The organism is Methylomonas sp. TEB (assembly GCF_047777895.1).
Taxonomy (GTDB): Bacteria; Pseudomonadota; Gammaproteobacteria; order Methylococcales; family Methylomonadaceae; genus Methylomonas.
The window spans coordinates 4,810,851-4,836,135 of sequence record NZ_CP180476.1 but is presented as its reverse complement, the minus strand read 5'-3'; the positions used below and the strand labels follow the sequence as shown (position 1 = coordinate 4,836,135).

Genomic DNA, 25,285 nt, shown 5'->3' with positions numbered 1-25,285 from the left:
AAAGGCAGCGCCTAAGCGGCGCTTTTTTTGTATTTGGAATTCATGAATATCTACCTTTTTTAGGAAGAACTGAAAAGAGATTTTCAATTTTCTTTGGGTGATATAGTTAAGTTTTTTAAGGCAATTCCACTTTTTCAGATTATCCGTGCCGTACCGGTATATTTGCGTACAGCAACGACGAGGACGCAGTTTAGCTTTGGGGGCGCCCAACTCGTAACCTTAACGCGCAAAACCAAAGCCGTTCCGCCGAACGAGACTACTGAACACTCACCCTCCCCGACAAACTATTCCCTTGCACCGCCTCGTTATACATATCAAACCCGCTAGCAGGGGGGATCGACGCACTGCCGGCTCTGGCGACTCGCCAGACCTGATACAAGGTCAATTCGCCGCCGGTTTGGAGCTTGGCGACGCGGACGATGCGGTCCGGGTAGCGTTGGGTTTCCTTAATGTTGGCCCAGTAGCTGTCGTCCTTGGGCTGGATTTTGGCGTCGGCCAGATAGGTTTCATCATTTTCCTGGCCTTCCGCCAAGCTGGGGATACCGTCTTCGATCACCACATACTCGCTACCGGGCGCTGGCCGACCGGCATCTGCGCTACGTTTGACACGCACTTCGCTGACCACCACATCGCCGGGTTTCAAGGCCTGGCTCATGTCGATCAACTCGCTGCCCTTGGCGGTGATGCGGCGGAAGTTGCGTTGCACCTCCAAGCCGGCGGCGCGGGCGGCGACGGCTGGGTAAGGCACATCGACACTGACCGTGGCGCTGGCGACTTCGTCGGGATTCAGCTCAGCGAGATGAATTTCACTAAGGTCCGGGCTATTGCCGAATCGGTTGAAGTTGCCCAGATAGCCGCCGGGTATGCGCTGCAATGTGCCCAAGGCAACGCCGTCCTTGCTGCTGACCGAAATGCTGCGGGCGCTCTGCTTGGCCGCTGCCGCCGCTTCCTTAGATAACAATTCGCGGCTGTTGAAGATCACCTGCGCGGTATCGTAAGTCGATTGCCAGTAGCCGTTTTGCTGGGTTTGCAACAACCCGCGTTTCAGTTTGGCTTCCAATGTCGGAGGCAAGGCCTGCGCCTCGTTCAACGTGCCCAAACCGGCAGAAATCAAGCTGGGCACGCCAAATCCAAAGCCCAAGCTGTTATACAACTCGCCGCGCTGTTGTTGATAGTTCGCTGGATCAAGCGCGTCCAGCGCCAGTTGCAAGCGCTTTAGCAAATCGTTTTTCAGCTGTGGCCGGTCTTTGAACTGCTGATTGAAGCTGTGCCAGTTTTGACTTTCGTAAGCTTTGACGATATGCAGCGCGGCTATCAAATCACCCGCGCCGGCATGGGCATCGGCAAGCAGGTTTTCGACAAAATCGGCCTGCTGTTGCCAAGGCGCGTTGTAAGCATAACCAACTGTCGCAAAACCGCTCAACACAAAACCATCCGCCGCGGCGTTGCCCTCGGCGTGATTGTTCAGCCAATCCATGCCTTTGAAATAGGCGTTATTCACGCCTTCTACTTGCAAGTCGGTGGCGTATTTCAAGGCTTGTAGGGCAATCAAAGTTACCGGCACCGCGGCTTCGCTGTCGCTGGGCCACAAGGCAAAGCCGCCATCAGATTTCTGGTTTTGAATCAATTTCCGAATACCCAGCGCAGCGTTCTGCTTGGCACGTTTCAAGGTGTTTTCCAGCGGACCCAATTGCTCGGGTTTCAGGCCGGCGCGCTCGATTAAATCCAGCAACACCAGATTCGGCACGGTGCTGTGCGCCAGCTGCTCGGTGCAACCGTAAGGGTATTGCACCAGCATAGACGCCGCTTGCAGTGCGGCGCCCAGCAGGCCGGAATTGACCCGTACCGTTACTTGCCGAGGCTGGAATTGCGCGGGTAAATCGACGCGCAACAGATTGTCCTGCTGAACGCTGCTATAAACTTGCGGCAGCGCGGCGGCTTTTAATGGAATTTCGAACTCTTCGGCACCACCTACCCGCACCCCAGCCGGCGCAGTCAAAGCCACCTTCAATGCCGGCGCACCTTGCCGGTCGTTGGCGCTTAAACGTAATGGCCACAGTTGCTCGGCTTTGGCCGACAGTTCAGCTTGAGGTGCGGTTTCACCGCTTTGCAAAGGCAAGGCGTCCGGCAAGCTGATGCTGCCGGTCAGTTTTACCGGCTGGGCCAAGTGATTAGTCAGTTTGACTGCCACGTCCACCTCGTCGCCCTGCCGTAAATATTGCGGGCCGACCATGTCCACCGCCACATCGGTGACGCTGCGGAACTGGCCGGTGGTTTCGCCGATGCGGCCGTCCTTATCGCTGGCGACCGCCGTGACCAGCCATTCGGTGACATTAGCCGGCATGTCCACATCAATGGTGGCATTGCCTTTAGCGTCGGTGATCACGTGCGGAAACCAACCGGCGGTATCGCGCATGGCTTTTTTCGCCAACTTGCTTTGGCTCTTCAAGGCGCTGAGCGAGAAATTGGGTTTACGCAGCAAGTCGGCGTAGCCGTAGCCTTGCAGATCGTCGGAATAGAATGTCGCCAGATTGCTGCGTTGCAGCGGATAGAAAAAGTCGAAAATGCCGGGCCGGAACTCGGCTTGCACCGCATACACGGCGCGGTCGACGATGGATACAGCGATTTCGGTATTCGCTGCAGGACTGCCGTCCGCGCGTTTGACTTGCAGCTTGATTTTGGTGGGCTTCAGAGGCTCGGTTTCGGCTTTTTCCGGCTCGATGGCAATCTGCAAACGCTTTTCCCTGGGCACGATTCTAAAGCCCAAAGTCTGTTCCTTGTATTTGCCGCCGGCCACCGGCACGGTGACGGTGTGGTAAAAGCCGGTGCCGTATTCGGGTTTGGCGGTCACCTCAAACCAGCGGCTGCGGCCTTGGGCTTGGGCGCTGCGGATATCGAACAAGCGCGCGCCGGCCACGGTTTCCCAGATCGCCCCGCTTTCATTATTACCCCAGGCCTTGGGCAATAAGGCAAACACCTTGGTTTGTTCGCCGGGGCTGAGGATGGTGGTGGGGGTGTACAGTTCCAGTTCCGGATTGTCGGCCACCGCCTCGCCGCCATTGCCGGCCACGATTAAAGTGCTGGGTTGCGAGCTGGCCGGATGGCTAAGATTTTTGCCGTCCAGACTTTCCAAGCGGGCCACGGCAGTCAGTCGGCCAAACTCCTTGATGGTCGGGATGGTCAGCTTTTGCTGACCGCGCTCGTCGGTCGCGAAATCCAGTTTCACCAGGCTGCGCTTGCCGCTACCCGGCTGTTCCAGCATCACATCGACCACGCCGCCGGCTTTGGCAGCCGGCTTGCCGTCGGCATAGCTGGATTGCAACAGCAGTTGCAAATCCTGATCGCCGACAGCCGCGACGGTTTTATTAAAACGCACGGCCGGTTGCGCCTCGGACAAGGTGGCGTAAATGCTGTCGGTTAAAATCGCATTGCCGCCCGCCGCGTCCTGAGCGCGCACCATTAAAGAATAAATCCATTCCTGATCCGGCTTTTCCTGGTCGGCGGCCGGCACGGTAAACTCGAAACTGCCGTCGCCGCTTTCATCCAGCTTGGCGGCGGTTTCCCAAGGATTGCTGGCATCGACGGCCTGACGTTCTTCGATAGAGCTATACAACCGTTGCGGTTGGGTCAATGGCGCGGCGGATTTCACCTGGCCGAAATAGTCATTGCCAGCAGCTAAACCCGCGCCAGCTTCGGTCACAAATTGCGGGGCTTCGAATTTTTTCCGGTACAGGAACACTTCGAATTTGACGTTCTGCGGCACGCCGCCACTGTAACGTTTGGCGCGGAATTTTAACTTAAACGGCTGGCCGGCCTGCACCACCGGGCTGCGGTCCAGCCATTCCAGGTAAAACGTGGGTTTTATGTAATCGCGCACTCTAAACTCGCCGCCGTAGGCTTTGTGGTCTATCTCTGCCAACAAGCGATACAAGCCCGGCGCCTGGCTGGGATCGAGATCGAAACTGCCGGAAAACGAGCCAAAATCGGTGAGTTGGGTTTGGCCTTGCAAGCCAGTGGCGTTGCCGTCCGCACGGATCAGCGACACGTCGGTTTGTTTGGATTGAAAAGCCGGAATCCGCAACTGGCCGTCCTGCAAATTGCGCACAATGCCTTTGTAATAAAAAGTCTCGCCGGGTTTGAATATCGGCCGGTCGGTCATTACAAAAACCGCATCGTCCTTGGCTTGCGTCGGCAGAAAATCGGTGGCGGTCAACGCGGTGCGTGCCGCTTCGCCGGTTTTAGCAGCCGGCGCATCAACACGCACCAGCAATTTACCGTCCAGCACGCCATCGGGATTATTAAAGCTCAGCTCGCCGGCGGCGTTGGTGCTGGCCGGCAAGGTTTGCCAGCGGCCGCGGCCATCGCGGTAACTGACTTTGGCGCCAGCCAACGGCTGCAAGTCGCGGTTCATCGCCCGCACCAACAGTTGCTCGCTGGATTGCTTGACCTGCACCGCCAGACTGCTGACTTGAATCAGGCACTGCGCTTCGTTCTTGCCCTGTACTGCTTGCAGCATATAGATGCCGTCCGGCAACGGATCAAGCGCAATCTGGCGGACTTTATAACGATGTTCGCTCCAGGTGTCTTCGTTAAACCACCAACCCAAATCATGGGTTTGCTGTCCGTTGCGTAGCAAATCGATATAGCTCTCTTTAACCACGCTAAAACCTTTAGGCGGTGCGACTAAAACCTGCTGCGGCACCGACACCAGCGGCTTTTCGGTCACGGTCAGTACCGAGCCGCTGAAGTTGGTTTCTTTCAAGGACTTTCGAAACTCGACATCCAGCATGCCGCGCAACAACTGCAGCGGCGATTGCGCGTTGTTCAAGCCTTTGGCGAAATAATGGCCGGGATTAAGCTCGCTAACCGGCTGCTCGTAACTGCGGCTGACGTTGAACTGGCCATCCAGAAAGCTTTCCAGGTTATTGGCTTTTAGCACCCGGATCAGCATGGGTTGGTCGGTGAGGGTGTAATCGAGGCGAATGTTGGGGGCTTCGGTGTTGGTGAAGCTGCGTTCGGCGGTTAGGTAGAATGGGCTGCCGGCCCAGACACATGTTGGACTCAGCAATGAAGCTAGCAGAAGTAGATAGCTAACAATCACAGCAAATAGATTTGGTGTCGCTACCGCGACGGGTGTTTTAACGTCGGTTCTCGGACCGACAGCCGAGATACTTTCTTTTGCGTCGCCAAAAGAAAGTATCCAAAGAAAAGGCGATCCGGACGCCGCTTGTTTCCTGCGCGCCGAAGGCTTGGAACGGGGTTTTCCGAAGGGGCTTCCCAGCCCCTGCGTAAAACGCGATGCATCCCTGCATCGCCCCTGCCGGGCTGATCCGTTCCAAGCTTCCGGTGCTCGGCGCGGCATACGGGACAAAAACCTCTCCTTGAAAGAAGATTGAATGGAATTGGTACGACCTTTCGATAAGTCAAAAGCGTTGCTTGGGTTAGCGGAGCGTAACGCAACAAAATCACAATAGCTGTAAAAACGGGTGGGGTTCACCCCGTATGCCACGCCGAGCACCGGGGCTTTTGGCGAGAACAGCCCGCTAGGGGAGCGGCAGGGATGCCGCTCGTTTTCGGAGGGGCTGGGAAGCCCCTTCCGAAAACCCTCGGCAAAAGCTTCGGCGCGCAGGAAACAAGCGGCATCCGGGTGGCTTTTCTTTTGGGTACTTTTCTTTGGCCAAGCAAAGAAAAGTACCTCGGCTGTCGGTCCGAGAACCGACATTAAAACACCCGTCGCGTTAGCGACACCTCTCCCAAACCGCTCAAAAACACGCCAAACCCAACTACACAACAAGATCAAAAACCCACTCATTTCCCACCTTCCTGAGCTACCAACTTACCTTCCAAAACAGCACCAGCCCCCCCCTCAACTCTTCCCGCATAACTCAAAATCGGCAAACCATAAAACAACTTATCCCCCTCCTGCCGCATCGCGGCCTTGGCGGCTTCATAGTCTTGCTGCCAGCGCGGCGCAAATTCATTGGCTTCTTGCACATTGCCAGCACCACCGGCAAGAAATAATTCGCGCGCCGCCGCGCCGGGGTTGACGAAGGCGGTCAGCTGCGCGGCTTGCAGACGCTGTTTCTCAACACCGCGTTGCCAATCTAAAGGGCTCAAAGACTGCTTGTTGCAGGCGTCTTTCATCCGGGTCAGCAAGCTCTCCGAACTGGCAGCCAGGAACAAACTGCCGCCGGCGCATTCCGCGCCCAGGTCCGGGTTTTTTAAATATTGCGCATAGGCGGCGCTGGCTTGCGGCTGCTGGGGGTTGGCGACGATGATGCCGACCGCGCCGCTCTGGCTGTCGGCGGTGAAATCCCAAACTAAACCCACGCCAGCCGGCTCGGCACCGGGGGGATTGGTAGACGGGCCGTTTGAAGCCAGTGTTTGCCAGTCGGCTGTGGTTAAATCAGGCGATAAGGCCAGGCTGGCAGCCACGCCGGCAAAGGCATCATGCGGGATGCTGGCTAACACACCTTCGAATAATTGTCCGTGCAATTGGCTTTGCCAGGCTGCGGTCGGCAGATTCAGCGTCCCCAGTTCGCCGTCTTTCAACGCAAAATCCCATTGCAGCGGATAGGTCGGCGCGCCGGTCAGCACCGGCAACAAATTATCGATAAAGGCTTCGGATCGCAGCGTTAAACTCAAGGGCGCAGCGCTGCGGCGGCTTTGCGGGGGAATGCTGTCGATCACATTCAGTAGGGCTTCCAGACTTTGCGCCAGATAGATCCGCTCGCGGAATTGGGTGAAAAACAGCTTTTGCAAACCGATGCGGGTTTCCAGGATCGGTTCCGGCAGTTTGTTGAGACGGTAGCCACTGGTCGCCAACACCCCGGCCAATGCCGGCATGGCTTGATCGGCAAACTGGCTGTCGCTACGTGAATAGCTGATGACCCAACCCTGGTTGGCATGGGCCATGTCGTAATGCAGCTCGGCATTGGCGGTGACAGCGTCGCGCAGCAGTTGCGTCAGAAACTCGCCTTGCAGGCGTTCCAGATTGAGTTGCTCGGCTTTGACTTTCAGGCTTTGTAACAAACCGAAAAACAGCCCTTGTACGAAACGATTGCCGAGCAAGCTTTGCACTTGCGGCTGCGCATCCCACCAGTTTAAAAACGCTTCTCCCTCATTGAAATTCAAGGTAAAGGCCACCGGATGTTTTTTCACATACCAGGTCGCCTGTTTAGGGCAATCGGCCGGGCGCTTCACGGTCACGTCCATTGTGGTGCCCGAGCCAACATCGCCGCCAGTCAAGGCCGGACAATGGTCGTCGCCAGCCGGCACTACATCGTTACTGCCGACTAGCGAGGTGCTGGCGTCCAAATCGTTATTCGCAGAGTCGCGCAGTTTGACGGTCAAATCCAGCAAGGGCAATCCGGCGCGCATCAAGCGGCTCAAGGGTTGCCGGGAATAATCCTGATAAGCAACGACACCGGCGGTTGCGGTCAGCACCGCCGCCGAGGCAATCACAGTCAGGCGTTTTGCGGGGCTAAGCGGTTCCATTCGTACACTCCAAGGAAATAGGGGTTTTCCGGGCGGGGAATCCACACCGGATCGGGCGATTGCAATAACTCGGCGACGCTGACCACGCGCACTTGGGCTTCGGCCCCCTGGGCGCCGTTGTGGTAGACGGCCAGATTTTCTGGATGGCCGGCGGCGAATAGCATCAAATGATATGGCTCGTCGTTAACCAGGGGTTTTTGGTACACCAGAAGATCCCCGCTTTGCGCCGCCGCCAAGTCCCTGGATTTCAGCCGAAAGTTGTAGCCGATCAGGGTTTCGGCGTCGGCGAAGTGGCCGTAGCGCGGCTGGCCGTTACTCAGGCCGGTTTGCCAGATTTGCGGGTAGTCCGGGATGGCTTTGCGGGCCTGTTCGGATAAAGGCGGCAATTTCAGTTTGGCCGGCACACCGAGTTTGGCGGTGCGGGCCGCGTCGCGCGGCTCCAGCGCGGTGCGGTAAGCAAAGCGCACCAGGCCGGCGCAGTCGCGTTGCTTGGGCTCCCAGAGTGGGCTGAGTTTGCGGGCTTGCAGCAAGGCCACATCGGTGACGACTTGGCGCAGGGCGTCGGCATCTTGCGATAATAGATAAGTTGGCTTGCTTTTATTCTCCTCTCCCCAACCCTCTCCAGCAGGAGAGGGAGCAGATGCCAGCCCTGCTCCAGTCGGCTCCAATGTTCCCAAGTCTTCGCCGTTTTCTTCGCCTTCGCGCTTGGGCTCGTGCTTGATGTATTCCTTTACTTCAACCGGCATATCCCGTTCGGCATCCTGTCCGGGCACATAGATTTTTGCCGGCTGGCGGTTGCCTTGGATAACGACATACGCCAGGGTTTTGGTTTCGCCGGGCCGGGCCAGCGGTTTTTGCACGCGGCGCCGGCTTTCCGTGGGCAAACCTTCATCCAAAATAATATCCAGATTGGCCAAGGTGTGCTGCACCGCGCCGCCCGGCCAGTAATTGGTGTCGATGCGGAACACGCCGAGCGGCGGGGCCGGATGCACATACAGATAAGGCCCGTAGCCAGGCTGATCGAAATTGTCCCCGTTTTGATTTAGGAAGAATATGCCGCCGCTGTTGGAGTTGGTGTCGGCCCAATACACATGGCTGTTGTCCGGCTCGTAGATATGCAAATCGGTGTAGACGCCGTCGCTGTCGCTGGTCAGCACCACTTTCAGGCCAATCGAAGCAATCACCGCATCGACGGTGGTCGAAGCTTTGGCGACGCCCGCGCTATTGGCGCATTCGGCGATCACGGTATTCTTGCCCTTGGCGGCCGGAAAGGCGCGGGAGAAACTGCCGTTGACGTTACGCACGTAGTAACGCACGCCGTTGATGTTGACCATGATCGGATCGGCAGTCGGGTCGGAACAGGTGCCGGCCACGGTGATTTGCAAGCCGCTGGTCCAACCGCCGGCCGGCTTGCTCAGGGTTAATTGCGGTGGTTCGGCAGGGCTGGCCGATGCCGGATGTTGCTGACCGCGGCGGGCCAGAATATCCGGATCGTCGCTGGGCGCGGCGAGGCTTTGAGCCGATAAAGATAGCCACAAGACAACATAGCTTCCCAGCCGGCGGGCATCGAACAAGTGAGGTTTCCGCATCCAGGCCTCCATCGGGCTAGGGGATTTTGAGAATGCTGGAAATGTAGCAAGCAAATCGGCTAACGGCAAATCTGCTGGACCGCGTTTCAGAATCTGATTGGTCGTGGCCCAACATTTTGCGAATCTATTTAGTCATTCGACGCTGCCCTGCAAACGGGTAATTGACGCATCCTTGGCCTGCGGATCGACATGAAACGCCAGAGCCACCGGTTTGTGAAGCAGGCCGTCCTCGCCGGACGCGTTGGGGTTGAGCTGGCGTTTCTCGATAAAATCGATCAAGCGCCGCAGATGGTAAACCAGCAATACCCGATTGCCTTCGCTGCCTTTGTAGATTAAATAGCCGACGTTGTCTTCGCTCAAGTCCGGGTTTCGGGCGATCAGCGCGGTCAATCGGGTTTCGCAATCGCCGGCCAGGCTTTTCAACACCGAATCCGGATGCCGGCGGATAAACTCAAGTAGATGCCCGACCAAGTGGCCGGCCAACTGTTGCTGTTGCAATTGCTCCAGCTCGGCATCGCTAAGCAAGACACTTTCCGCCACCAAATAATGCTTATCCCGCTCACCGTCGTTGGCAAACAGCGAAATTTTTGCCAGCGCGGTGTCTTCAAGGGCATTTAGAAATTCTTGCGGCGAACGAATATGTTTATCGATGGTGACCACCCAGGGTAAAGCCCGCCCCGTCGCTTCGAAGCGCGATTTGACGCTGCCGATCACGCCGGAGCGCGACAATTCCAACTCGCGCCCGACTGGCTTAACCAGAAATGCATCGACGGCGGCAATCTGAGTGCGAAAGCCGGCGGCTTGGAAGTGTTTGATGGCGGTCGAATAGCGCGGATGATAGGGAATGCCGGTGCCGTCATACAAAATATTGATCCGCAGCTCGCGGGCCTGTTGCGCTACCAGGTCGCGCAGGCGGTTGGCGAACGGTTCGACGTACACGTAGTCGTCGCTATGATGATTGGCGGCGGTCAGCAAACGGTACAGATCGCTGAGCTTTCTGAATTCGTCCAGGGAAGCGATCACGAAATTGTCGCCACACTGCGCCGTGGCAATTTCTTCGACTGCGGTTTTGCCGGCACCGGCGCCGCCCATGCTCATCAGAAAATGCGGTTGGTCCACCGGAGTTTTGCCGGCAAAAATCGCGTCTCGGGCGGCGATTAAAATGCGGCTAATCTTGGCTAAACGCTCGTAGGCAATTTCCACGGTACGGCGCAAGCGCACTTCGTGACGGGCGGCGACCAGCATTTTTTGTTTTAGGGCTTCGTTGTCCGCCAATAAAAACAGATTGGCTTGCTCGCCGGCGCACTGCTTCAACAAATCCATCAATTCGGCCTGGCTGGGGGAGCGCAAGCCGGTGAGCATATTCACGTCCAGGCAAAACAGCGGCGCAACGCCGTCTTCACGAATCGGGATCGCATCGATCTCGAATTTGCCGGGGGCGCGCAAATCTTCAGTACCCGGCAGATAGCCGATGATGTGTTCGGACACGCTTAACGGATTATCGGCAAAATGCTGGCCGGCAATGAGTTGTTCAGCGGTAATGCTGTTCAAGGGCACCAGGCCGCCGGTCACGGTGATCAAGCATTCCACACCGTCGCCGGTGGTATGCGACAGAAACGGTATCCCCAGCAAAAAGCGTTTGTTCTCCGGCCATTTGCCGTAGCGGTTGGCTTGGTTGTGCAGGCTTTTAATCCGCCTGGGATCGAGGGCGTGCGTAAAGGCGCGGCTCAGCGCCCGGTGTTGACTATTATGATCGTGCAGCACCAAAGCGTCTTCGGCAGCTAGGCGGCGAAAATCGATGCCTTGTTCGTAGACGGCCTTGAAGGCCGGCAGGTTACCCAGCGCGGTAATGAAAAAATCCAGCGTCATCCGATTGCCGTAGCCATACGGCCGAATGATCCGCAAGGAATGATAAAAGTTGGCCAGTCGCTCGGCGATGTCCTCGCTGTGGATCACAAAGCCGTTGTTATCGAAAATCGCCGTATCGGCATTGCTGTCGCCATCCAGCACCAAGCGTTCGATAGCCACGCGGAATTGCTTGCGCTTATCGGCATCCGGCATCGTGCCGGGGCGGTGGGTGACGTTGGGCTGCTCCTTCCAATCGCTAAACATTTCGCGATGAATGCGCGAGTACAAGCCGGTCATGTAAGTGACACGCTTGGTCTGGTCGTGCGAGACGGTGATTTCCAGCTCTTGCAACAAGGTCGACAACAGTCCGGCGCCTTGGGCAATAGCCAGCGCGGTGCGTAGGCGCTTTAGCGGCCTGTAACCCGGAAGATTCCGGCTGGGGTTTTGCATAATCCACCCTCTTATTTTTTATAGTTATTATTTTCTGGGGCTGATCTTAACCGGTTATTGGCGGAGAAGGAATATTGGCTGAATGTCTTGCAACGGAAAACTACTATTATTGGCGGTTGAGTAAGTCGGTATGGCATTCCGGCTTGTGAGGACGCTAGTGGGGATCCAGAGCGCACAGATTCCGCTTGCCTGGAGCGATCTTAGCAGGCTTGAGCGGGATTCTTTAAAGCCCCCTTGGCGCCTGTCTAGCGAGTACTTTTCAGGTACAATAAACTCATTTTTTATCTATCAAGTGGCTCCCGACGTGTCGATTAGCAAAAACGATGTCTCTACTTTTCAGGGCCTGATTCTGACCTTACAGGAATACTGGTCGAATCAGGGTTGTGTGTTGTTGCAGCCTTTGGATCAGGAAGTCGGTGCCGGCACTTTCCACCCCGCCACTTTCTTGCGCGCCATCGGTCCGGAGCCTTGGAACAGCGCTTACGTGCAACCTTCGCGGCGCCCGACAGACGGCCGTTTCGGGGAAAATCCCAACCGCTTGCAGCATTATTATCAGTTTCAGGTAATCATGAAGCCGTCGCCGGACAATATTCAGGAGTTGTACCTGGGATCATTGCGGCATCTGGGCCTGGATTTGCTGGAACACGACATCCGTTTTGTGGAAGACAACTGGGAGTCGCCAACGCTAGGTGCTTGGGGCTTGGGTTGGGAAGTGTGGTTGAACGGCATGGAAGTCACCCAATTTACCTACTTTCAACAAGTCGGCGGCCTGGAATGTCGGCCGGTAAGCGGTGAAATTACTTACGGCCTGGAACGGATTGCGATGTATCTACAAGGCGTCGAAAGCGTCTACGATTTGGTCTGGACCCGCGGTCCGCAAGGCGTGGTCACCTATGGCGACGTGTTCCACCAAAACGAAGTCGAGATGTCCGAGTTCAACTTCGAGCACGCCAATGTCGAATTCTTGTTCCAATGCTTCGATACCTACGAGCGTGAATGCCTGATGCTGCTGGAGAAAAACCTGCCGCTGCCGGCTTACGAAATGGTCTTAAAAGCCTCCCACTCCTTTAATCTACTCGATGCTCGCCACGCCATTTCAGTTACCGAGCGCCAACGCTACATCTTACGGGTACGCAACATGGCCAAGTCGGTCGCCGAAGCCTATTACGCGCGGCGCGAAAGCTTGGGCTTTCCGATGTGCGGCAATTAAGCGGAACTTAGCGTGAGCGTATTTTTCAATTCAGTAAGAATTCGTAATTTCAAGTCGCTGAAAGACGTGACATTGCCGGATTGTAAGCGAATTAATGTGCTGATTGGAAAACCCAATGTCGGTAAATCGAATATATTGGAGGCGATTGGGTTATTTTCGCTGACTTATATTCGATATAGTCAAAGCGATAAAATTACGCAGTTTGTCAAGCTGGAAAGCTTAACGGAAATGTTTTTTGATGGCAATACGGAAAATACTATTGATATTAGTACAGATAGCAGTGATTCTATATCGATAAATTTCAATGACAAAGGCCAAAAAGAGCAAATCAAAATAAGAATAATAGAAATTGATCAAAGCTATATACCATTAGAGTCTGAAGATTTTTATCCAGACATACCGCACAATACCACAGAGGAAATAATAGTAAGCAATGATCTAAGCTTGCTGCACCCAAAAGCACCAAGTGGCAAGTCCAAGTATAGATATTACAAATTCCCTGAGGTTTTTTGTTTTGACAAAAACTCATTGTCAGAGTTAACACCTCCAAGCGGAAATAATTTGTTTCAAGTGGCGCAAAAAGCTCCATTAAAACAAGAGCTATCTAAGTTTTTTCAAGAATATCGCCTAAAACTGCTATTCGACAAAACCAATTACACACTGCGAATTGTTAAAGAGCTAGACGATAACTCCCTTGTGTCTCTGCCATTCAATTCAATGGCCGACACTCTGCAACGCATCGTGTTTTTCAAAGCCGCAATCGCATCGAATACCGATTCGATCCTGCTATTCGAAGAACCCGAGGCCCATTGTTTTCCGCCGTATATCGCCCATATCACCCAGGAAGTGATTGCCGCGCGAACCAATCAGTTTTTTATCGCTACTCATAGTCCTTATGTGCTGAATGCGTTTTTGGAGCAAAGCCGCGAGGAATTAGCCATATTTATTGTCGATTATCGTGATGGCCAAACCGTTATAAACCGTTTAACCGATACCGAATTAAACGAAGTCTACGATTATGGTATTGACGTATTTTTTAACTACGAGCGATTCACGCAACATGGATAATCATATTTTGCCTGAGTGTTTTATCGACACTATGTTGACCGAAGCTTTGGTACAAGACATTTTCAAATCCAATCATCAATATGGTTGCAGCACAGTAACCAAAGTCATGCGCGAACGTTTTGCCGACAGTTTTGCGGTAGGCGTGTTAGATGATGACAAAAAACAAACACCTTATTTAAATGAATTGAACTTAATTTCAGATAAGTCCGGTTTAAAACTGTACAAGCATCCAGATAAACACCATTATCTGATTTTGCATCCGCCGATTGAGCAATGGCTATTAGATGAAGCGAACACAGCCAATATCGACTTGAGTAACTACCAATTACCCGGCGAGCGTAGCGCCTTGCAAAAACAAACCAAAACGACTACCAGCAAACACGATCCACGCTTTAAAAGATTATTCCGCGACCTAAAAAGTCGCGAAAGCTTTAGCCGTTTGTCGAATTGGCTAAGTTATTTAAAACGGCATCCTTACGATGCCTGTATCGAACATTTACAACATTTATAAACCTTGCAATATAGGCAAACGCTGTGACTATGACACAAAATTTACTGTTCGAACTGGGCTGCGAGGAATTGCCGCCGAAGTCTTTGAAAAAACTCAGCCAGGCCTTGCTGGACAACATTTCGGCCGGCTTGCAAGAAGCCGGCTTGAGCTACGACCAAACCCGCGCTTATGCCACGCCGCGCCGCTTGGCGGTATTGATAGACGATCTGCAAACCTTTCAGGCTGATAAAGTCTTGGAAAAGCGCGGACCGGCCATTCAGGCGGCTTATGGTCCCGACGGTTCACCGAGCAAGGCCGCACTGGGTTTTGCGGCCAGTTGCGGTGTCGGCTTTGATCAACTTGAAAAATTGGAAACCGACAAAGGTTCTTGGTTGATTTTCAAACAAGCGGTAAAAGGCCAAGCCACTGCCGAGTTGATCCCCGACATTATCCGCAAAAGTCTGGCCAATTTACCGATTGCCAAACGGATGCGCTGGGGAAGTTTCGATGCCGAATTTGCCCGGCCGGTACATTGGGCGGTTTTGCTGTTGGGTTCTGAAATTCTGATTACCGATATTCTCGGCCGCACGACCGGTCGCGTCACCCGTGGTCACCGCTTTCATTCACCACTGGATTTGAGCATCGGCAGTCCGCACGAATATCTGGATATTCTCAAACAACACGGCAAGGTGCTGGCCGACTTCGAAGAACGCATGACCATCATCCGCGATGCTGCCAATCAGGCGGCCAGCAATGTTGGCGGCATTGCCCATATCGAAGACGATTTGCTGGAAGAAGTGGCGGCATTAAACGAGTGGCCGGTGCCGGTCGTGGGTAATTTTGACGCGCGTTTTCTGGAATTGCCGCAAGAAGTGCTGATCACCACCATGCAGGCCAACCAGAAATATTTTCCGGTTAAAAATGCTGCAGGCCGATTGTTGCCGCATTTCATTACTTTCGCTAATATCGAAAGCTCCAACCCCGATTCCATCCGGCAAGGCAATGAGCGCGTGGTGTTGCCACGCTTGGTCGACGCGGAGTTTTTCTGGAAACAAGATAGAAAACAATCGCTGGCCGATCGGGTCGAGAGCCTGAAAAGCATCGTTTTCCAAAAAGACTTGGGTACCTTGTTCGATAAAACCGAGCGCGTAGCCAAGCTTGCGGCTTTGGTTGCCGAAAAATTGGGCGCCGACGTGGAGCTTGCCAGGCGAGCCGCACTGTTGGCCAAAACCGATTTGATGACCAATATGGTCGGCGAATTCGCCAATCTGCAAGGCACGATGGGCCGCTATTACGCCGCTGCGGACGGCGAACATGCCGACGTGGCTTTAGCCTTGGAAGAACATTATTATCCCAAGCAGTCTGGCGGTGCGACCCCGAGTGGTCAAATCGGGCAGGCGTTGGCGCTGGCGGAAAAAATCGACACCCTGGCCGGTATTTTCAGCGCAGGCTTGATTCCAACCGGCGACAAAGACCCATACGCCTTGCGTCGAGCCACGCTGGGCATTTTGCGGGTGCTGATCGAAAACGGTATTGCATTGGATGTCGTCGAACTGCTGGATGCTGCGCTGGATCAGTTCAGTCACGACTTTAATAAAGCCGAAATCCGGCAAAAAGTGATAGGTTTTCTGTTTGACCGTCTAAAAGGCTATTGTCTGGATCAAGGCTATACCAGCCACGAGTTCGAAGCGGTATTGGCGGTTAATCCGACTAGTCCGTTGGATTTCATGCTGCGTATTCGCGCTGTGCAAGGTTTTAGAGCCTTGCCGGAAGCAGAAAGTCTGGCGGCTGCAAACAAACGCATTATCAACATCCTGAAAAAATCGGATCAAGCGCCTAAGGAGATCATTGGCACTTTGGTTGAGATCGCCGAGAAAAACTTGTTGGCTGTCGCTGAGCAATCGGAAACCGATATTTTGCCGTTGTTGGCCGAACAGAATTACCCGCTGGCCTTGAGCCGGCTGGCGCAGTTACGCGATAGCGTCGATGCGTTTTTCGATAACGTGATGGTCAATACCGACGACGAAGTTTTACGCAACAGTCGTTTGGCATTGCTGGCCAAATTGTCCAATCAATTCCTGAAAATCGCCGATATTTCCAAACTGCAATCGTGACCGAGCGTTACGTTATTCTCGATCGCGACGGCACCATCAATGTCGATTCCGACGACTTTATCAAATCACCGGAAGAATGGCTGCCGCTGGCCGGCAGCCTGGAAGCCATTGCGCTGTTAAATCGGCATGGCTACAAAGTCGTGGTGATCACCAATCAGTCCGGGATTGCCAGGGGCTTATTCGATTTGGCAACGCTGGCGGCGATACATGCCAAAATGCTGCAATTGGCGTCCCTGGCCGACGGACACATAGAAGCCATTTATTTTTGCCCTCACGGCCCAAACGACACTTGTGACTGCCGCAAACCTCTGGACGGTCTGTTTCGGCGTTTTGCCGCCGATACGCAAGCCAATTTGAGCCGGACTTATGCGATTGGCGATTCCTTGCGCGATATTCGGGCCGCCGAATCGGCCGGTGCCAAACCGATTCTGGTCAAAACCGGCAAAGGCAAAAAAACCGCTATTAATAATCCACAACTTAACGTTCCTATTTTCGATAATCTTTATGACGCAGCCACGCACATCGTCTCGACAAGCTGATTTCAGAGTCTATTTGGGCTCGACATTGTTGTTCATTTACATAGTATTCTCGACACTGATTGTCGGGGTGGCGATTTTGGGCGGATTTTTTCTGCCGTTTCCGATGCGCTATAAAATCGCCGATATTTGGATCGATTGCCTGCTGTTTATGCTGAAGTTATGTTGCGGGCTAAGTTATGAAGTGGAAGGGCTGGAAAACATTCCTCGCGATAGCGCGGCGATTATTCTCAGCAAACATCAGTCGGCCTGGGAAACGGTGGCTTTGCGGCAATTTATTTTCCCGCAAACCGCGGTTTTGAAAAAATCGTTGCTGCAAATCCCGTTTGGCGGTTGGGCGCTGGCGACATTAAAACCCATCGCGATAGATCGGCAAAATCAGAAAGAAGCGCTAAAAATGTTGATCGATCAAGGGATTCAGCGTTTGCAGGAAGGTTTGTTCGTGGTGGTGTTTCCGGAGGGAACCCGAGTGGCGCCGGGAGCGCATAAAAAATTTAATGCGGGCGGTGCAATGCTGGCGCAAAAATCCGGTTTTCCGGTGATTCCGCTGGCGCACAATGCAGGAGAATATTGGCCGCGTAACAGTTTTTTGAAATATCCGGGCGTGATTAAGGTCAAAATTGGGCCGGTTATCAGTAGCATTGATAAAAAATCGAAGGATATTAACGCAGAGGCCGAAGCCTGGATTAATAAAGCAATGTTGCAAATCGATGCAGAACGAATAGCAGGGTAATTCAAATTAGGGAGCTAAAATTTAAGCTGCAAAAAAAGGCCCGCATTCGCGGGCCTTTTTCTTCAAGCTTAAAGATTAAAGCGCTACAGAAGTAGAGCTAGAAACTTTTTGTTTTGATGCATCTGGATCGTCCATGCAACCGCTCAGGCCAGCAATCATCAGGGTCATAGCTAAAAGAGATAATACTTTTTTCATAACATCCTCCAAATAAAAGTTTTTTATTTTTGCGTGTGCTGAATCTAAACAAAAAATTAAGCACAGCGAGATTTAAACATGCCGAACCAGTTTGGCGCAAACTAAATCTGTTTGGAGGAAAAGAAATCGGGATATAAGGCCCACAGGGTGGGCCTTACTCAGGAAGGAATATCCTGCCAGGGCTAGGATTATTTAACCCCTGAACCTTGTTGGTTAGGTGAACCATAGCCTTTTGGTTTTGGGTTGCCTTGGTCTGGGTCATCCATGCAACCGCTCAAGCTTACAATCATCATTACCATAGCCAAGACAGAAAATACTTTTTTCATAACATCCTCCGATTTAAAGGTTTTTATTTTTGTGTGTACTCAAATTCAAGCACGCAAAATTTATAGCATGACAAAACCGAGTATGCAATACCCTAGATGTTTACAAAATATCGATGTCTTTCGGCAGGTTGATCTTTATGTCCTTTCCAGTCCATTGTGCGGAGCCTATTGCTTGCCATTCTCCGGTCAAGTTGCTGTTCCTGAGATCTTTTTCCCACACAAACGGTGCTCGAATTCTCTTCATTTTGACGATAAATTGCGTGCTATCGAGCTCTAAACCACTCTTTTTTCCCCAGAACGCCGTGACTTTCATGATGAATTTTTTCAAGCGGAGCTCGTCGATATTTGGGGTTACCGCAATGTTGGCCCACATGGAATGCACCCGTCCCCAATTCGGCGCCAACAGGCGGCCTTGCCGATTAACAAACGGTAACCATTGCTCTTCGCCGTTGGCATCCAAATAGGAAATAGCCAGTAAACGGTCATAGCCTTCGAAATGGTCGTGAAGATACAGCGCGTGAGGGGTGATGCCCAAAAATGTGTGAGACATCATCAAAACAGCATTGCTCATATCCGCCAGCATGCTGGTTATCGGCGACTGGCGGGTGTCGACATGCAGGCGGTACAGCAAACCATAGTGAAAGCTGCTGTTGAACTGAAACAAGATCAACACCAGCAACACTTTGCTGATTTTGTGTACGCGACTTCTGGCCGGTAAGGCATGCTCCGCTTCGAAAATTCGCTCGTACAAACTCGGCGGCAGGTTTTCAACTGATACCGGCAGACAGCTCACATCGCACGCCAATCGCGTGCGCGAATCGGCAATCGCCCGGTAGCGCCCGCATATCCACTGATAAAGCAGCGGCAGTTTCATGGCCCAACCTATCATCGCGGTGTAGCGCATCGAGATTAAAATTTGCGCGTAAGTATCAACGCCGGCATAAACCCGTCCATCGCCATCCACCGCGTACAAATCGGTCAGCAGTTGCTTTTCGCCCAATTCGGCTAGAGCTGGGTAATCGATTGCAAACACTTGTGCGGGCTTGAAATCGACGCCGTGCAAAACGTCGAAATGATTCAGTGTTAAAACTGTGCGATTGCACAATGGGCATTGTTGGTCGTAAAACACCGTCAATAGTGGTTGTTTGATCCGTAGAAGTGCCCCGATTTTTCTATACCAGGCAAATGGCATCACCAATGCATAGAAAATCAGCATTCCCATTCCGAACGGGTAAATATTGAAGGACAGGGTAATGCCCAAATGCAAGGAAATCCCGATCAGAAAGTACAGCCATCTGAACTGGCGGCGATGAAAAAACAACAGGAAAGTAAACTGGAATGCGATGATGGTGTAGCCGATGATTTTTTGCAAAATTTCGATATTCAGCAGCCAGGACAAATCCAGCGCGGAGATGTAATACGGAATCGAAGACGGCAACCAAGCACCCAAGCCGTTGCGCCAATGCTCGGCAAACATCTTGTGTATCGCCGAATCGAAATACAAAAAGCCCAGACAAATCGCGACCGGTAGATAATAAGTCAGTGAAGACACTTCCGGAGCTTGGTATTGAGAATAATGCGTGAAGGGGCGCAGCAATTTTTTCCTAAGGCCATCAATAGAAAAGGCTTGGTCCATAGGCATGAAGATCAGAAAGAAATTGGCGCCGATCATGAACAAATCGAAGCCGCCGTCGAAATCGCGCTGCATAGGTGTGAAATTAACGAATAGCAGCCAAAAAATGTAGTTAGCAACACTGGCCGCCTGGCAGCGGTAACCGATGGCCAGACAAAACGCCACCGCGGCCCATAGCCAAAGGAAGAACGGAATCATCGGAAATTCGACATCCATGAACGGGATGGGGTCGAATATCAAGTGGTTGAAATACAGCAGAAAAAAAACTTCCTGCAGTGTCACCACCCCAAACAAAAGCCTGAAAAGGCCTACGCCGGTAGCGGGTACTTTTTTAGAATAAAGAGCATTGACTTTCTGAACTAACAGTTTGTACATGGCGGGTCGGCAGGCTAAAAGTCCACAGATTATAAGGGATTTGAAAAAGGTATGCGTCAGGCAAAAAAAAAGCGGCTACGGGATCTATCCGTAGCCGCTTTTTCCAGAAAAGCTTTGTAAGCGAGGGGGTGTAGCTTACTCTTCGTCTTTAGGCTCAGCAAAAACCCATTTTACAAAGAAGTATCCTGCAGCGATGATAACTACCGCTCCAATCATGCCCGACGGTTCTTTCAGCATTTCTGTTAAATCTAAGATCGCTCCCATGGGTGCCTCCTACCTTTAGTTAGTTGTTATAAAATTTGCCATGTCTTTGGCGGTCGAGCTTCATATGTTACTTTAGCCACCTTCAAAGTCAAGCGATTCATGGCTATCGCGGAAACATCCGACCGCAATTGCCATCCAGGTGGATTATGGTAGTATGCTTTCTCAACCTGAATTTTGAGAATTATAAAAACAGTTTCAACAAGGGGAATAGAGATGATTGGTGGCGTAATAATGATTTTGACGGCAATCTGGGTATATCAAACCCTGATAAAAGCCAAAACGGGTAATGTGCTGATGTGGGTTGCCGGCTGTGCCATAGTGTTCTTGGTCATTCAGGTGTTGTTCTACAACATCAACATTATGATCATCGACGGCTTAGACGGTAAAGATGTCGGCGGCGAATATGATCGCGACCTGACCAGCGTCGGCGATAGAAAAACCCAGGAAGGCGCTGGCGGCTGGTTCATGCCGGTTTTCTTCGAATTACTACCGCCGTTTGCCGGTGTGTTGGCTGTCGCTCTGATTCGCTGTCAGTTTATTTTGAAACAAGCGTTGACTCCAGCCAACCTGTTCAGCGGTATCAAAGAGTTGTTTGTCAGCATCAAAAACAGCTTCAAAACCTCCAGCAACTAACCAACTTGGCTGGCTCCGAAGCCCAAGGCCGCTTGGGCTTCGTTACCGTCGAAATTCCTCAGCCGCCGGTAACTGCGGATACAATGCTGACTATCGTTAAAATAAACAGCACAGTCGCAATCAGCCCGACGACAATATAGGCAGGCAAAGAGCCGTGCTGAAAATCAAGCTCTCTATTCTTATTGCTTTGCACGCCGATCACGGCGGCAAACACGCTTTTTATGACATGCAATAGACTGGGTTTAGACATGATTTCCCTCAAAATTTGGTTTGATAATAAAGCGGACTAGCCCACCGATATTCACCCTTACGACCCTCAGGCAGTATGAACAGCACACAAAGATTACACCAGTTATTATCTCAACGGATTTTGTTTCTGGACGGTGCGATGGGCACCATGATTCAGAGCTACAAACTGGAGGAGAAGGATTATCGCGGCGTACGCTTTGCCGACTGGCCTGTCGATCTTAAGGGCAACAACGATTTATTATCGATTACCCAGCCCGAGGTAATCAAGGCGATTCATCGCGCCTATCTGGATGCCGGCTCGGATATTCTGGAAACCAATACCTTCAATTCCACCCGTATCGCGATGGCCGATTATCGGATGGAAGACCTGGCTTACGAGATCAACGTAGCTTCGGCCCGCGTCGCTAAACAGGCGGCCAACGAAGTCAGCGCGTTAACGCCGGACAAGCCGCGTTTCGTCGCCGGCGTCTTGGGTCCCACCAATCGCACGTCATCAATGTCGCCGGATGTCAACGATCCCGGCTTCCGTAACATCACGTTCGACGATTTGGTAAGCGCCTACAGCGACGCCACTCAGGGCTTAATCGACGGTGGCGCCGACATCATCCTGATCGAAACCGTATTCGATACCTTGAACGCGAAAGCGGCGATATTCGCGGTTGAACAGACTTTCGACAAACTAGGTTACAAATTGCCGGTGATGATCTCCGGCACGATCACCGACGCCTCCGGCCGTACGCTATCCGGCCAGACCGCCGCCGCATTCTGGTATTCGTTGAAACACGTGCAACCCATCTCGATCGGCTTCAACTGCGCGCTCGGTGCGCAGGAACTGCGCCAATACATCGAAGAATTATCCAACATCGCCGACACCTACGTTTCCGCCCACCCGAACGCTGGCCTGCCCAACGAATTCGGCGAATACGACGAAACCCCGGAAATGATGGCCGCCGAATTGGCTGACTGGGCCGCCAGCGGCTATTTGAATATCATCGGCGGTTGCTGCGGCACTTCACCGGACACCATCCGCGCCATCGTTGCCGCGCTGGAAAAATATCCGCCACGTAAGATTCCCGAGTTGGAAAAACGCTGCCACTTGGCCGGCTTGGAAGCGATGAGCATCGGTCCGGAAACTCTGTTCGTGAACGTCGGCGAACGTACCAACGTTACCGGTTCAGCTATCTTCAAGAAAATGATCGTCGAAGAACGTTACGAAGAAGCCCTGGAAGTTGCCAAGCAACAAGTCGAAAACGGTGCACAAATCATCGACATTAACATGGATGAAGGCATGCTGGATTCGAAAGCGGCGATGGTGCGCTTTCTAAATCTGCTGGCCGCCGAGCCGGATATTGCCAAGGTGCCGATCATGCTGGACTCCTCGAAATGGGAGATTCTGGAAGCCGGTCTGAAATGCATCCAGGGCAAGGGCATCGTCAACTCGATCTCGATCAAGGAAGGCGAAGAACTGTTCATCGAACACGCCAAGCTAGTGCGCCGCTATGGCGCGGCGGTGATCGTGATGGCCTTCGACGAACAAGGCCAGGCCGACACCATGGCGCGCAAAGTGGAAATCTGCACCCGCGCCTATAACATTCTGACCGAGCAGGTCGGCTTCCCGCCTGAAGACATCATATTCGACCCCAACATTTTCGCGGTTGCCACCGGCATCGAAGAGCACAACAATTACGGCGTCGATTTCATCGAAGCCACCCGTATCATCAAGCAGACCTTGCCGCATGCCTTGATTTCCGGCGGCGTATCGAATGTATCGTTTTCGTTCCGCGGCAACAATCCGGTGCGAGAGGCGATCCACGCCGTATTTCTGTACCACGCCGTACATGCCGGCATGGACATGGGTATCGTCAACGCCGGCCAGCTGGCAATTTACGCCGATATCCCGGAAGAACTGCGCAATGCCGTCGAAGACGTGATTTTGAATCGCACCCCGGAAGGCACCGAAAAGCTGCTGGAAATCGCCGAGAAATATCGTGGTAGCGGCCAGACAGCGAAACAGGAAACCTTGGAATGGCGTGAATGGCCGGTCAGCAAGCGCCTGGAACATGCGCTGGTGAAAGGCATTGCCGATTACATTGAAGAAGATACCGAAGCGGCGCGGCTGGAAGCCGAAAAGCCGCTGCACGTCATCGAAGGTCCGCTGATGGATGGTATGAACGTGGTCGGCGACTTGTTCGGCGAAGGCAAAATGTTCCTGCCGCAAGTGGTCAAATCGGCGCGGGTCATGAAAAAAGCCGTGGCCTATCTGATGCCGTTCATGGATGCCGAAATTGACGGCAGCGAGCGGCAAACCAACGGCAAGGTGCTGATGGCCACTGTGAAGGGCGACGTGCACGACATCGGCAAAAACATCGTCGGCGTGGTATTGCAATGCAATAACTACGAAGTGATCGATTTGGGCGTGATGGTGCCGGCCGAGACGATTTTGAAAACCGCCCGTGAGCAAAACGTCGATGTGATCGGCCTGAGCGGCTTGATCACGCCGTCGTTGGATGAAATGGTGCATGTCGCCAAGGAAATGCAGCGCCAAGGGTTTACGATCCCGTTGATGATAGGCGGTGCGACTACTTCGCGCGCCCATACCGCAGTGAAAATCGAACCGCACTATCAATCGCCGACCGTCTATGTCACGGATGCCTCGCGAAGTGTCGGCGTGGTCAGCGCCCTGCTCAGCGACGAGTTAAAAGCTGATTTCGTGGAGAAAACCCGTGCCGAGTATGAAGTGGTACGTGAACGCCACAAGGGGCGGCACGCCAAGAATCCGCAGCATAATCTGGAAAAAGCCCGGCTTAACAAATTCGATTACGCCAGCCATCTGCCGGTTAAGCCTAAATTCCTTGGCACCAAAGTTATCGATAATTTCCCGCTGGATACGCTGGTCTGGTATATCGACTGGACGCCGTTCTTCCAGACTTGGGAATTGTCCGGCAGCTATCCGGCCATTCTTAGCGATCACGTGGTTGGCGTCGAAGCCACCAAGCTATTCGAAGACGCTCAGGAGATGCTGAAACACCTGATTCGCGAGCAATGGTTGACAGCCAAGGCCGTCATCGGTTTCTTTCCTGCCAACAGCGATGGCGATGACATCGTGTTGTATACCGACGACAGTCGCAGCCAGCCACGCGAAACGCTGCATCATTTGCGCCAGCAAAACGTCAAGGCGCCTGGCCGGCCCAACTACTGTTTGTCCGACTTCATTGCCCCGGTCGGTAGCGGCATTGCCGATTATCTGGGCGGCTTTGCGGTCACGTCCGGTATCGGTATCGAAACCAAGTTAGCAGAGTTCGAAAAAGATCACGACGACTACTGCGCCATCATGCTGAAAGCTCTGGCCGACCGGCTGGCCGAAGCGTTTGCGGAATACATGCATCAAGCCGTACGCCGCGAATACTGGGGCTATGCCGAAGAGGAAAATTACGACAATCACGCATTGATCGAAGAGGCCTATCAAGGCATCCGTCCAGCGCCAGGCTATCCAGCCTGCCCGGACCACACCGAAAAAGCCAAGTTGTTCGAATTGCTGAATGTCACTGAAAACACCACGATCGAACTAACCGAAAACTTCGCGATGTATCCGACTGCGGCGGTTAGCGGCTGGTATTTCTCGCATCCGGACTCGCAGTATTTCAATGTCGGCAAGATCGATCAGGACCAGTTAGAAGACTACGCGCGGCGTAAAGGCCTAAAGCTTGAAGTGGCCGAACGTTGGTTGGCTGCGCATTTGAATCATTGATCGATTCAACCGTGGCTGATTTTATCCTGTTCGGCACCGAAGGCTGTCATTTGTGCGAAGAAGCTGAGGAGCTATTGGTCGCCGCCGGGCTGGATTTTACCAGCCGGGACATTATGGACAATGAGCAATGGCAGGGGGCGTATGGTTTGTTGATTCCGGTGTTGTGGCATGCCCCAAGCCAAAAGCAACTGAATTGGCCGTTCGACAGCCTGAAATTAAAAGCATTCAGCATCGCCATCGATCCAAGCGAATACCAGTCAGCACGCCGGACGTAGTATCGGTTTGGCGGTCGCCAAATCGTACGTGCCGGAACAGTGCAACTCAAAA

At 53.0% G+C, this 25,285-nt stretch carries 17 protein-coding genes; 9 read left to right on the top strand and 8 right to left on the bottom strand.

The genetic code is table 11. The features are described from left to right. Positions 1-256: 256 nt before the first annotated feature. From ACMXD4_RS21960 to ACMXD4_RS21945, 4 genes are all read right to left on the bottom strand, one after another. Positions 257-5,068 carry an MG2 domain-containing protein gene (locus tag ACMXD4_RS21960; RefSeq protein ID WP_415879370.1) on the bottom strand — a complete coding sequence of 1,604 codons (4,812 nt, stop codon included), beginning with the start codon at positions 5,066-5,068 and terminating at the stop codon, positions 257-259. A 740-nt stretch (positions 5,069-5,808) separates the two neighbouring features. Continuing rightward, a complete protein-coding gene (locus ACMXD4_RS21955; protein ID WP_415879369.1) occupies positions 5,809-7,497 on the bottom strand; it encodes a hypothetical protein in 1,689 nt (562 codons plus the stop codon). Further along, positions 7,467-9,086: a DUF1175 family protein gene (locus ACMXD4_RS21950; protein WP_415879368.1), complete on the bottom strand. Its 1,620-nt coding sequence runs from the start codon at positions 9,084-9,086 to the stop codon at positions 7,467-7,469. Before ACMXD4_RS21950 ends, ACMXD4_RS21955 begins: the two co-directional genes overlap by 31 nt. A gap of 132 nt (positions 9,087-9,218) precedes the next feature. Further along, positions 9,219-11,384, bottom strand: coding sequence for a zeta toxin family protein (locus tag ACMXD4_RS21945; RefSeq protein ID WP_415879367.1), 2,166 nt, complete (start codon positions 11,382-11,384; stop codon positions 9,219-9,221). 304 nt (positions 11,385-11,688) lie between these two features. Between ACMXD4_RS21945 and glyQ the strand changes: the two genes are divergently transcribed. Genes glyQ through ACMXD4_RS21915 form a run of 6 tightly spaced genes read left to right on the top strand, consistent with a single transcriptional unit; the run spans position 11,689 to position 17,535 of the window. Beyond that, complete coding sequence (gene glyQ / locus ACMXD4_RS21940; RefSeq protein ID WP_415879366.1) at positions 11,689-12,594, top strand: glycine--tRNA ligase subunit alpha; 906 nt, start codon at positions 11,689-11,691, stop codon at positions 12,592-12,594. 12 nt (positions 12,595-12,606) lie between these two features. Next, positions 12,607-13,662 carry an AAA family ATPase gene (locus tag ACMXD4_RS21935; protein ID WP_415879365.1) on the top strand — a complete coding sequence of 352 codons (1,056 nt, stop codon included), beginning with the start codon at positions 12,607-12,609 and terminating at the stop codon, positions 13,660-13,662. Next, a complete protein-coding gene (locus ACMXD4_RS21930; protein WP_171697211.1) occupies positions 13,655-14,173 on the top strand; it encodes a hypothetical protein in 519 nt (172 codons plus the stop codon). Before ACMXD4_RS21935 ends, ACMXD4_RS21930 begins: the two co-directional genes overlap by 8 nt. Before the next feature lie 23 nt (positions 14,174-14,196). Then, positions 14,197-16,266, top strand: coding sequence for a glycine--tRNA ligase subunit beta (gene glyS, locus ACMXD4_RS21925; protein ID WP_171697212.1), 2,070 nt, complete (start codon positions 14,197-14,199; stop codon positions 16,264-16,266). Further along, positions 16,263-16,805, top strand: coding sequence for a D-glycero-beta-D-manno-heptose 1,7-bisphosphate 7-phosphatase (gene gmhB, locus ACMXD4_RS21920; RefSeq protein ID WP_171697213.1), 543 nt, complete (start codon positions 16,263-16,265; stop codon positions 16,803-16,805). The genes glyS and gmhB overlap by 4 nt, the downstream gene beginning before the upstream one ends. Continuing rightward, entirely contained in the window at positions 16,771-17,535 is a 765-nt protein-coding gene (locus ACMXD4_RS21915) for a lysophospholipid acyltransferase family protein (protein ID WP_415879364.1), read from the top strand. The genes gmhB and ACMXD4_RS21915 overlap by 35 nt, the downstream gene beginning before the upstream one ends. 383 nt (positions 17,536-17,918) lie before the next feature. Here ACMXD4_RS21915 and ACMXD4_RS21910 read toward each other — a convergent pair whose 3' ends face one another. The 3 genes from ACMXD4_RS21910 to ACMXD4_RS21900 form a co-directional block, all read right to left on the bottom strand. Next, on the bottom strand, positions 17,919-18,056 hold the full coding sequence (locus ACMXD4_RS21910; RefSeq protein ID WP_165385996.1) for a hypothetical protein: 138 nt from the start codon (positions 18,054-18,056) through the stop codon (positions 17,919-17,921). 100 nt (positions 18,057-18,156) lie between these two features. After that, a complete protein-coding gene (locus ACMXD4_RS21905; protein WP_415879363.1) occupies positions 18,157-20,064 on the bottom strand; it encodes a DCC1-like thiol-disulfide oxidoreductase family protein in 1,908 nt (635 codons plus the stop codon). A gap of 135 nt (positions 20,065-20,199) precedes the next feature. After that, positions 20,200-20,328, bottom strand: a complete 129-nt coding sequence (locus ACMXD4_RS21900) for a hypothetical protein (RefSeq protein ID WP_255189959.1) — start codon at positions 20,326-20,328, stop codon at positions 20,200-20,202. 231 nt (positions 20,329-20,559) lie between these two features. Here ACMXD4_RS21900 and ACMXD4_RS21895 point away from each other — a divergent pair, with 231 nt between their 5' ends. Beyond that, positions 20,560-20,961 carry a hypothetical protein gene (locus ACMXD4_RS21895; RefSeq protein ID WP_084153294.1) on the top strand — a complete coding sequence of 134 codons (402 nt, stop codon included), beginning with the start codon at positions 20,560-20,562 and terminating at the stop codon, positions 20,959-20,961. Positions 20,962-21,019: 58 nt separating this feature from the next. Here ACMXD4_RS21895 and ACMXD4_RS21890 read toward each other — a convergent pair whose 3' ends face one another. After that, positions 21,020-21,211, bottom strand: a complete 192-nt coding sequence (locus ACMXD4_RS21890) for a DUF2970 domain-containing protein (RefSeq protein ID WP_033156854.1) — start codon at positions 21,209-21,211, stop codon at positions 21,020-21,022. A 75-nt stretch (positions 21,212-21,286) separates the two neighbouring features. On the opposite strand from ACMXD4_RS21890, the gene metH reads away from it, so the two are divergent. Then, the gene (metH, locus tag ACMXD4_RS21885; RefSeq protein WP_415879362.1) at positions 21,287-24,958 is read left to right on the top strand and encodes a methionine synthase; all 3,672 of its coding nucleotides are present in this window, start codon (positions 21,287-21,289) and stop codon (positions 24,956-24,958) included. 11 nt (positions 24,959-24,969) lie between these two features. Then, positions 24,970-25,233: a glutaredoxin family protein gene (locus ACMXD4_RS21880; RefSeq protein ID WP_415879361.1), complete on the top strand. Its 264-nt coding sequence runs from the start codon at positions 24,970-24,972 to the stop codon at positions 25,231-25,233. Positions 25,234-25,285: the final 52 nt, after the last annotated feature.

Bases quoted from the DNA above. Each gene is read 5' to 3' on its own strand.
- ACMXD4_RS21955 (WP_415879369.1), bottom strand. From the start codon at position 7,497: ATGGAACCGCTTAGCCCCGCAAAACGCCTGACTGTGATTGCCTCGGCG.
- ACMXD4_RS21950 (WP_415879368.1), bottom strand. From the start codon at position 9,086: ATGCGGAAACCTCACTTGTTCGATGCCCGCCGGCTGGGAAGCTATGTT.
- ACMXD4_RS21945 (WP_415879367.1), bottom strand. From the start codon at position 11,384: ATGCAAAACCCCAGCCGGAATCTTCCGGGTTACAGGCCGCTAAAGCGC.
- ACMXD4_RS21930 (WP_171697211.1), top strand. From the start codon at position 13,655: ATGGATAATCATATTTTGCCTGAGTGTTTTATCGACACTATGTTGACC.
- ACMXD4_RS21915 (WP_415879364.1), top strand. From the start codon at position 16,771: ATGACGCAGCCACGCACATCGTCTCGACAAGCTGATTTCAGAGTCTAT.
- ACMXD4_RS21910 (WP_165385996.1), bottom strand. From the start codon at position 18,056: ATGAAAAAAGTATTTTCTGTCTTGGCTATGGTAATGATGATTGTAAGC.
- ACMXD4_RS21905 (WP_415879363.1), bottom strand. From the start codon at position 20,064: ATGTACAAACTGTTAGTTCAGAAAGTCAATGCTCTTTATTCTAAAAAA.
- ACMXD4_RS21900 (WP_255189959.1), bottom strand. From the start codon at position 20,328: ATGGGAGCGATCTTAGATTTAACAGAAATGCTGAAAGAACCGTCGGGC.
- ACMXD4_RS21895 (WP_084153294.1), top strand. From the start codon at position 20,560: ATGATTTTGACGGCAATCTGGGTATATCAAACCCTGATAAAAGCCAAA.
- ACMXD4_RS21890 (WP_033156854.1), bottom strand. From the start codon at position 21,211: ATGTCTAAACCCAGTCTATTGCATGTCATAAAAAGCGTGTTTGCCGCC.
- metH (WP_415879362.1), top strand. From the start codon at position 21,287: ATGAACAGCACACAAAGATTACACCAGTTATTATCTCAACGGATTTTG.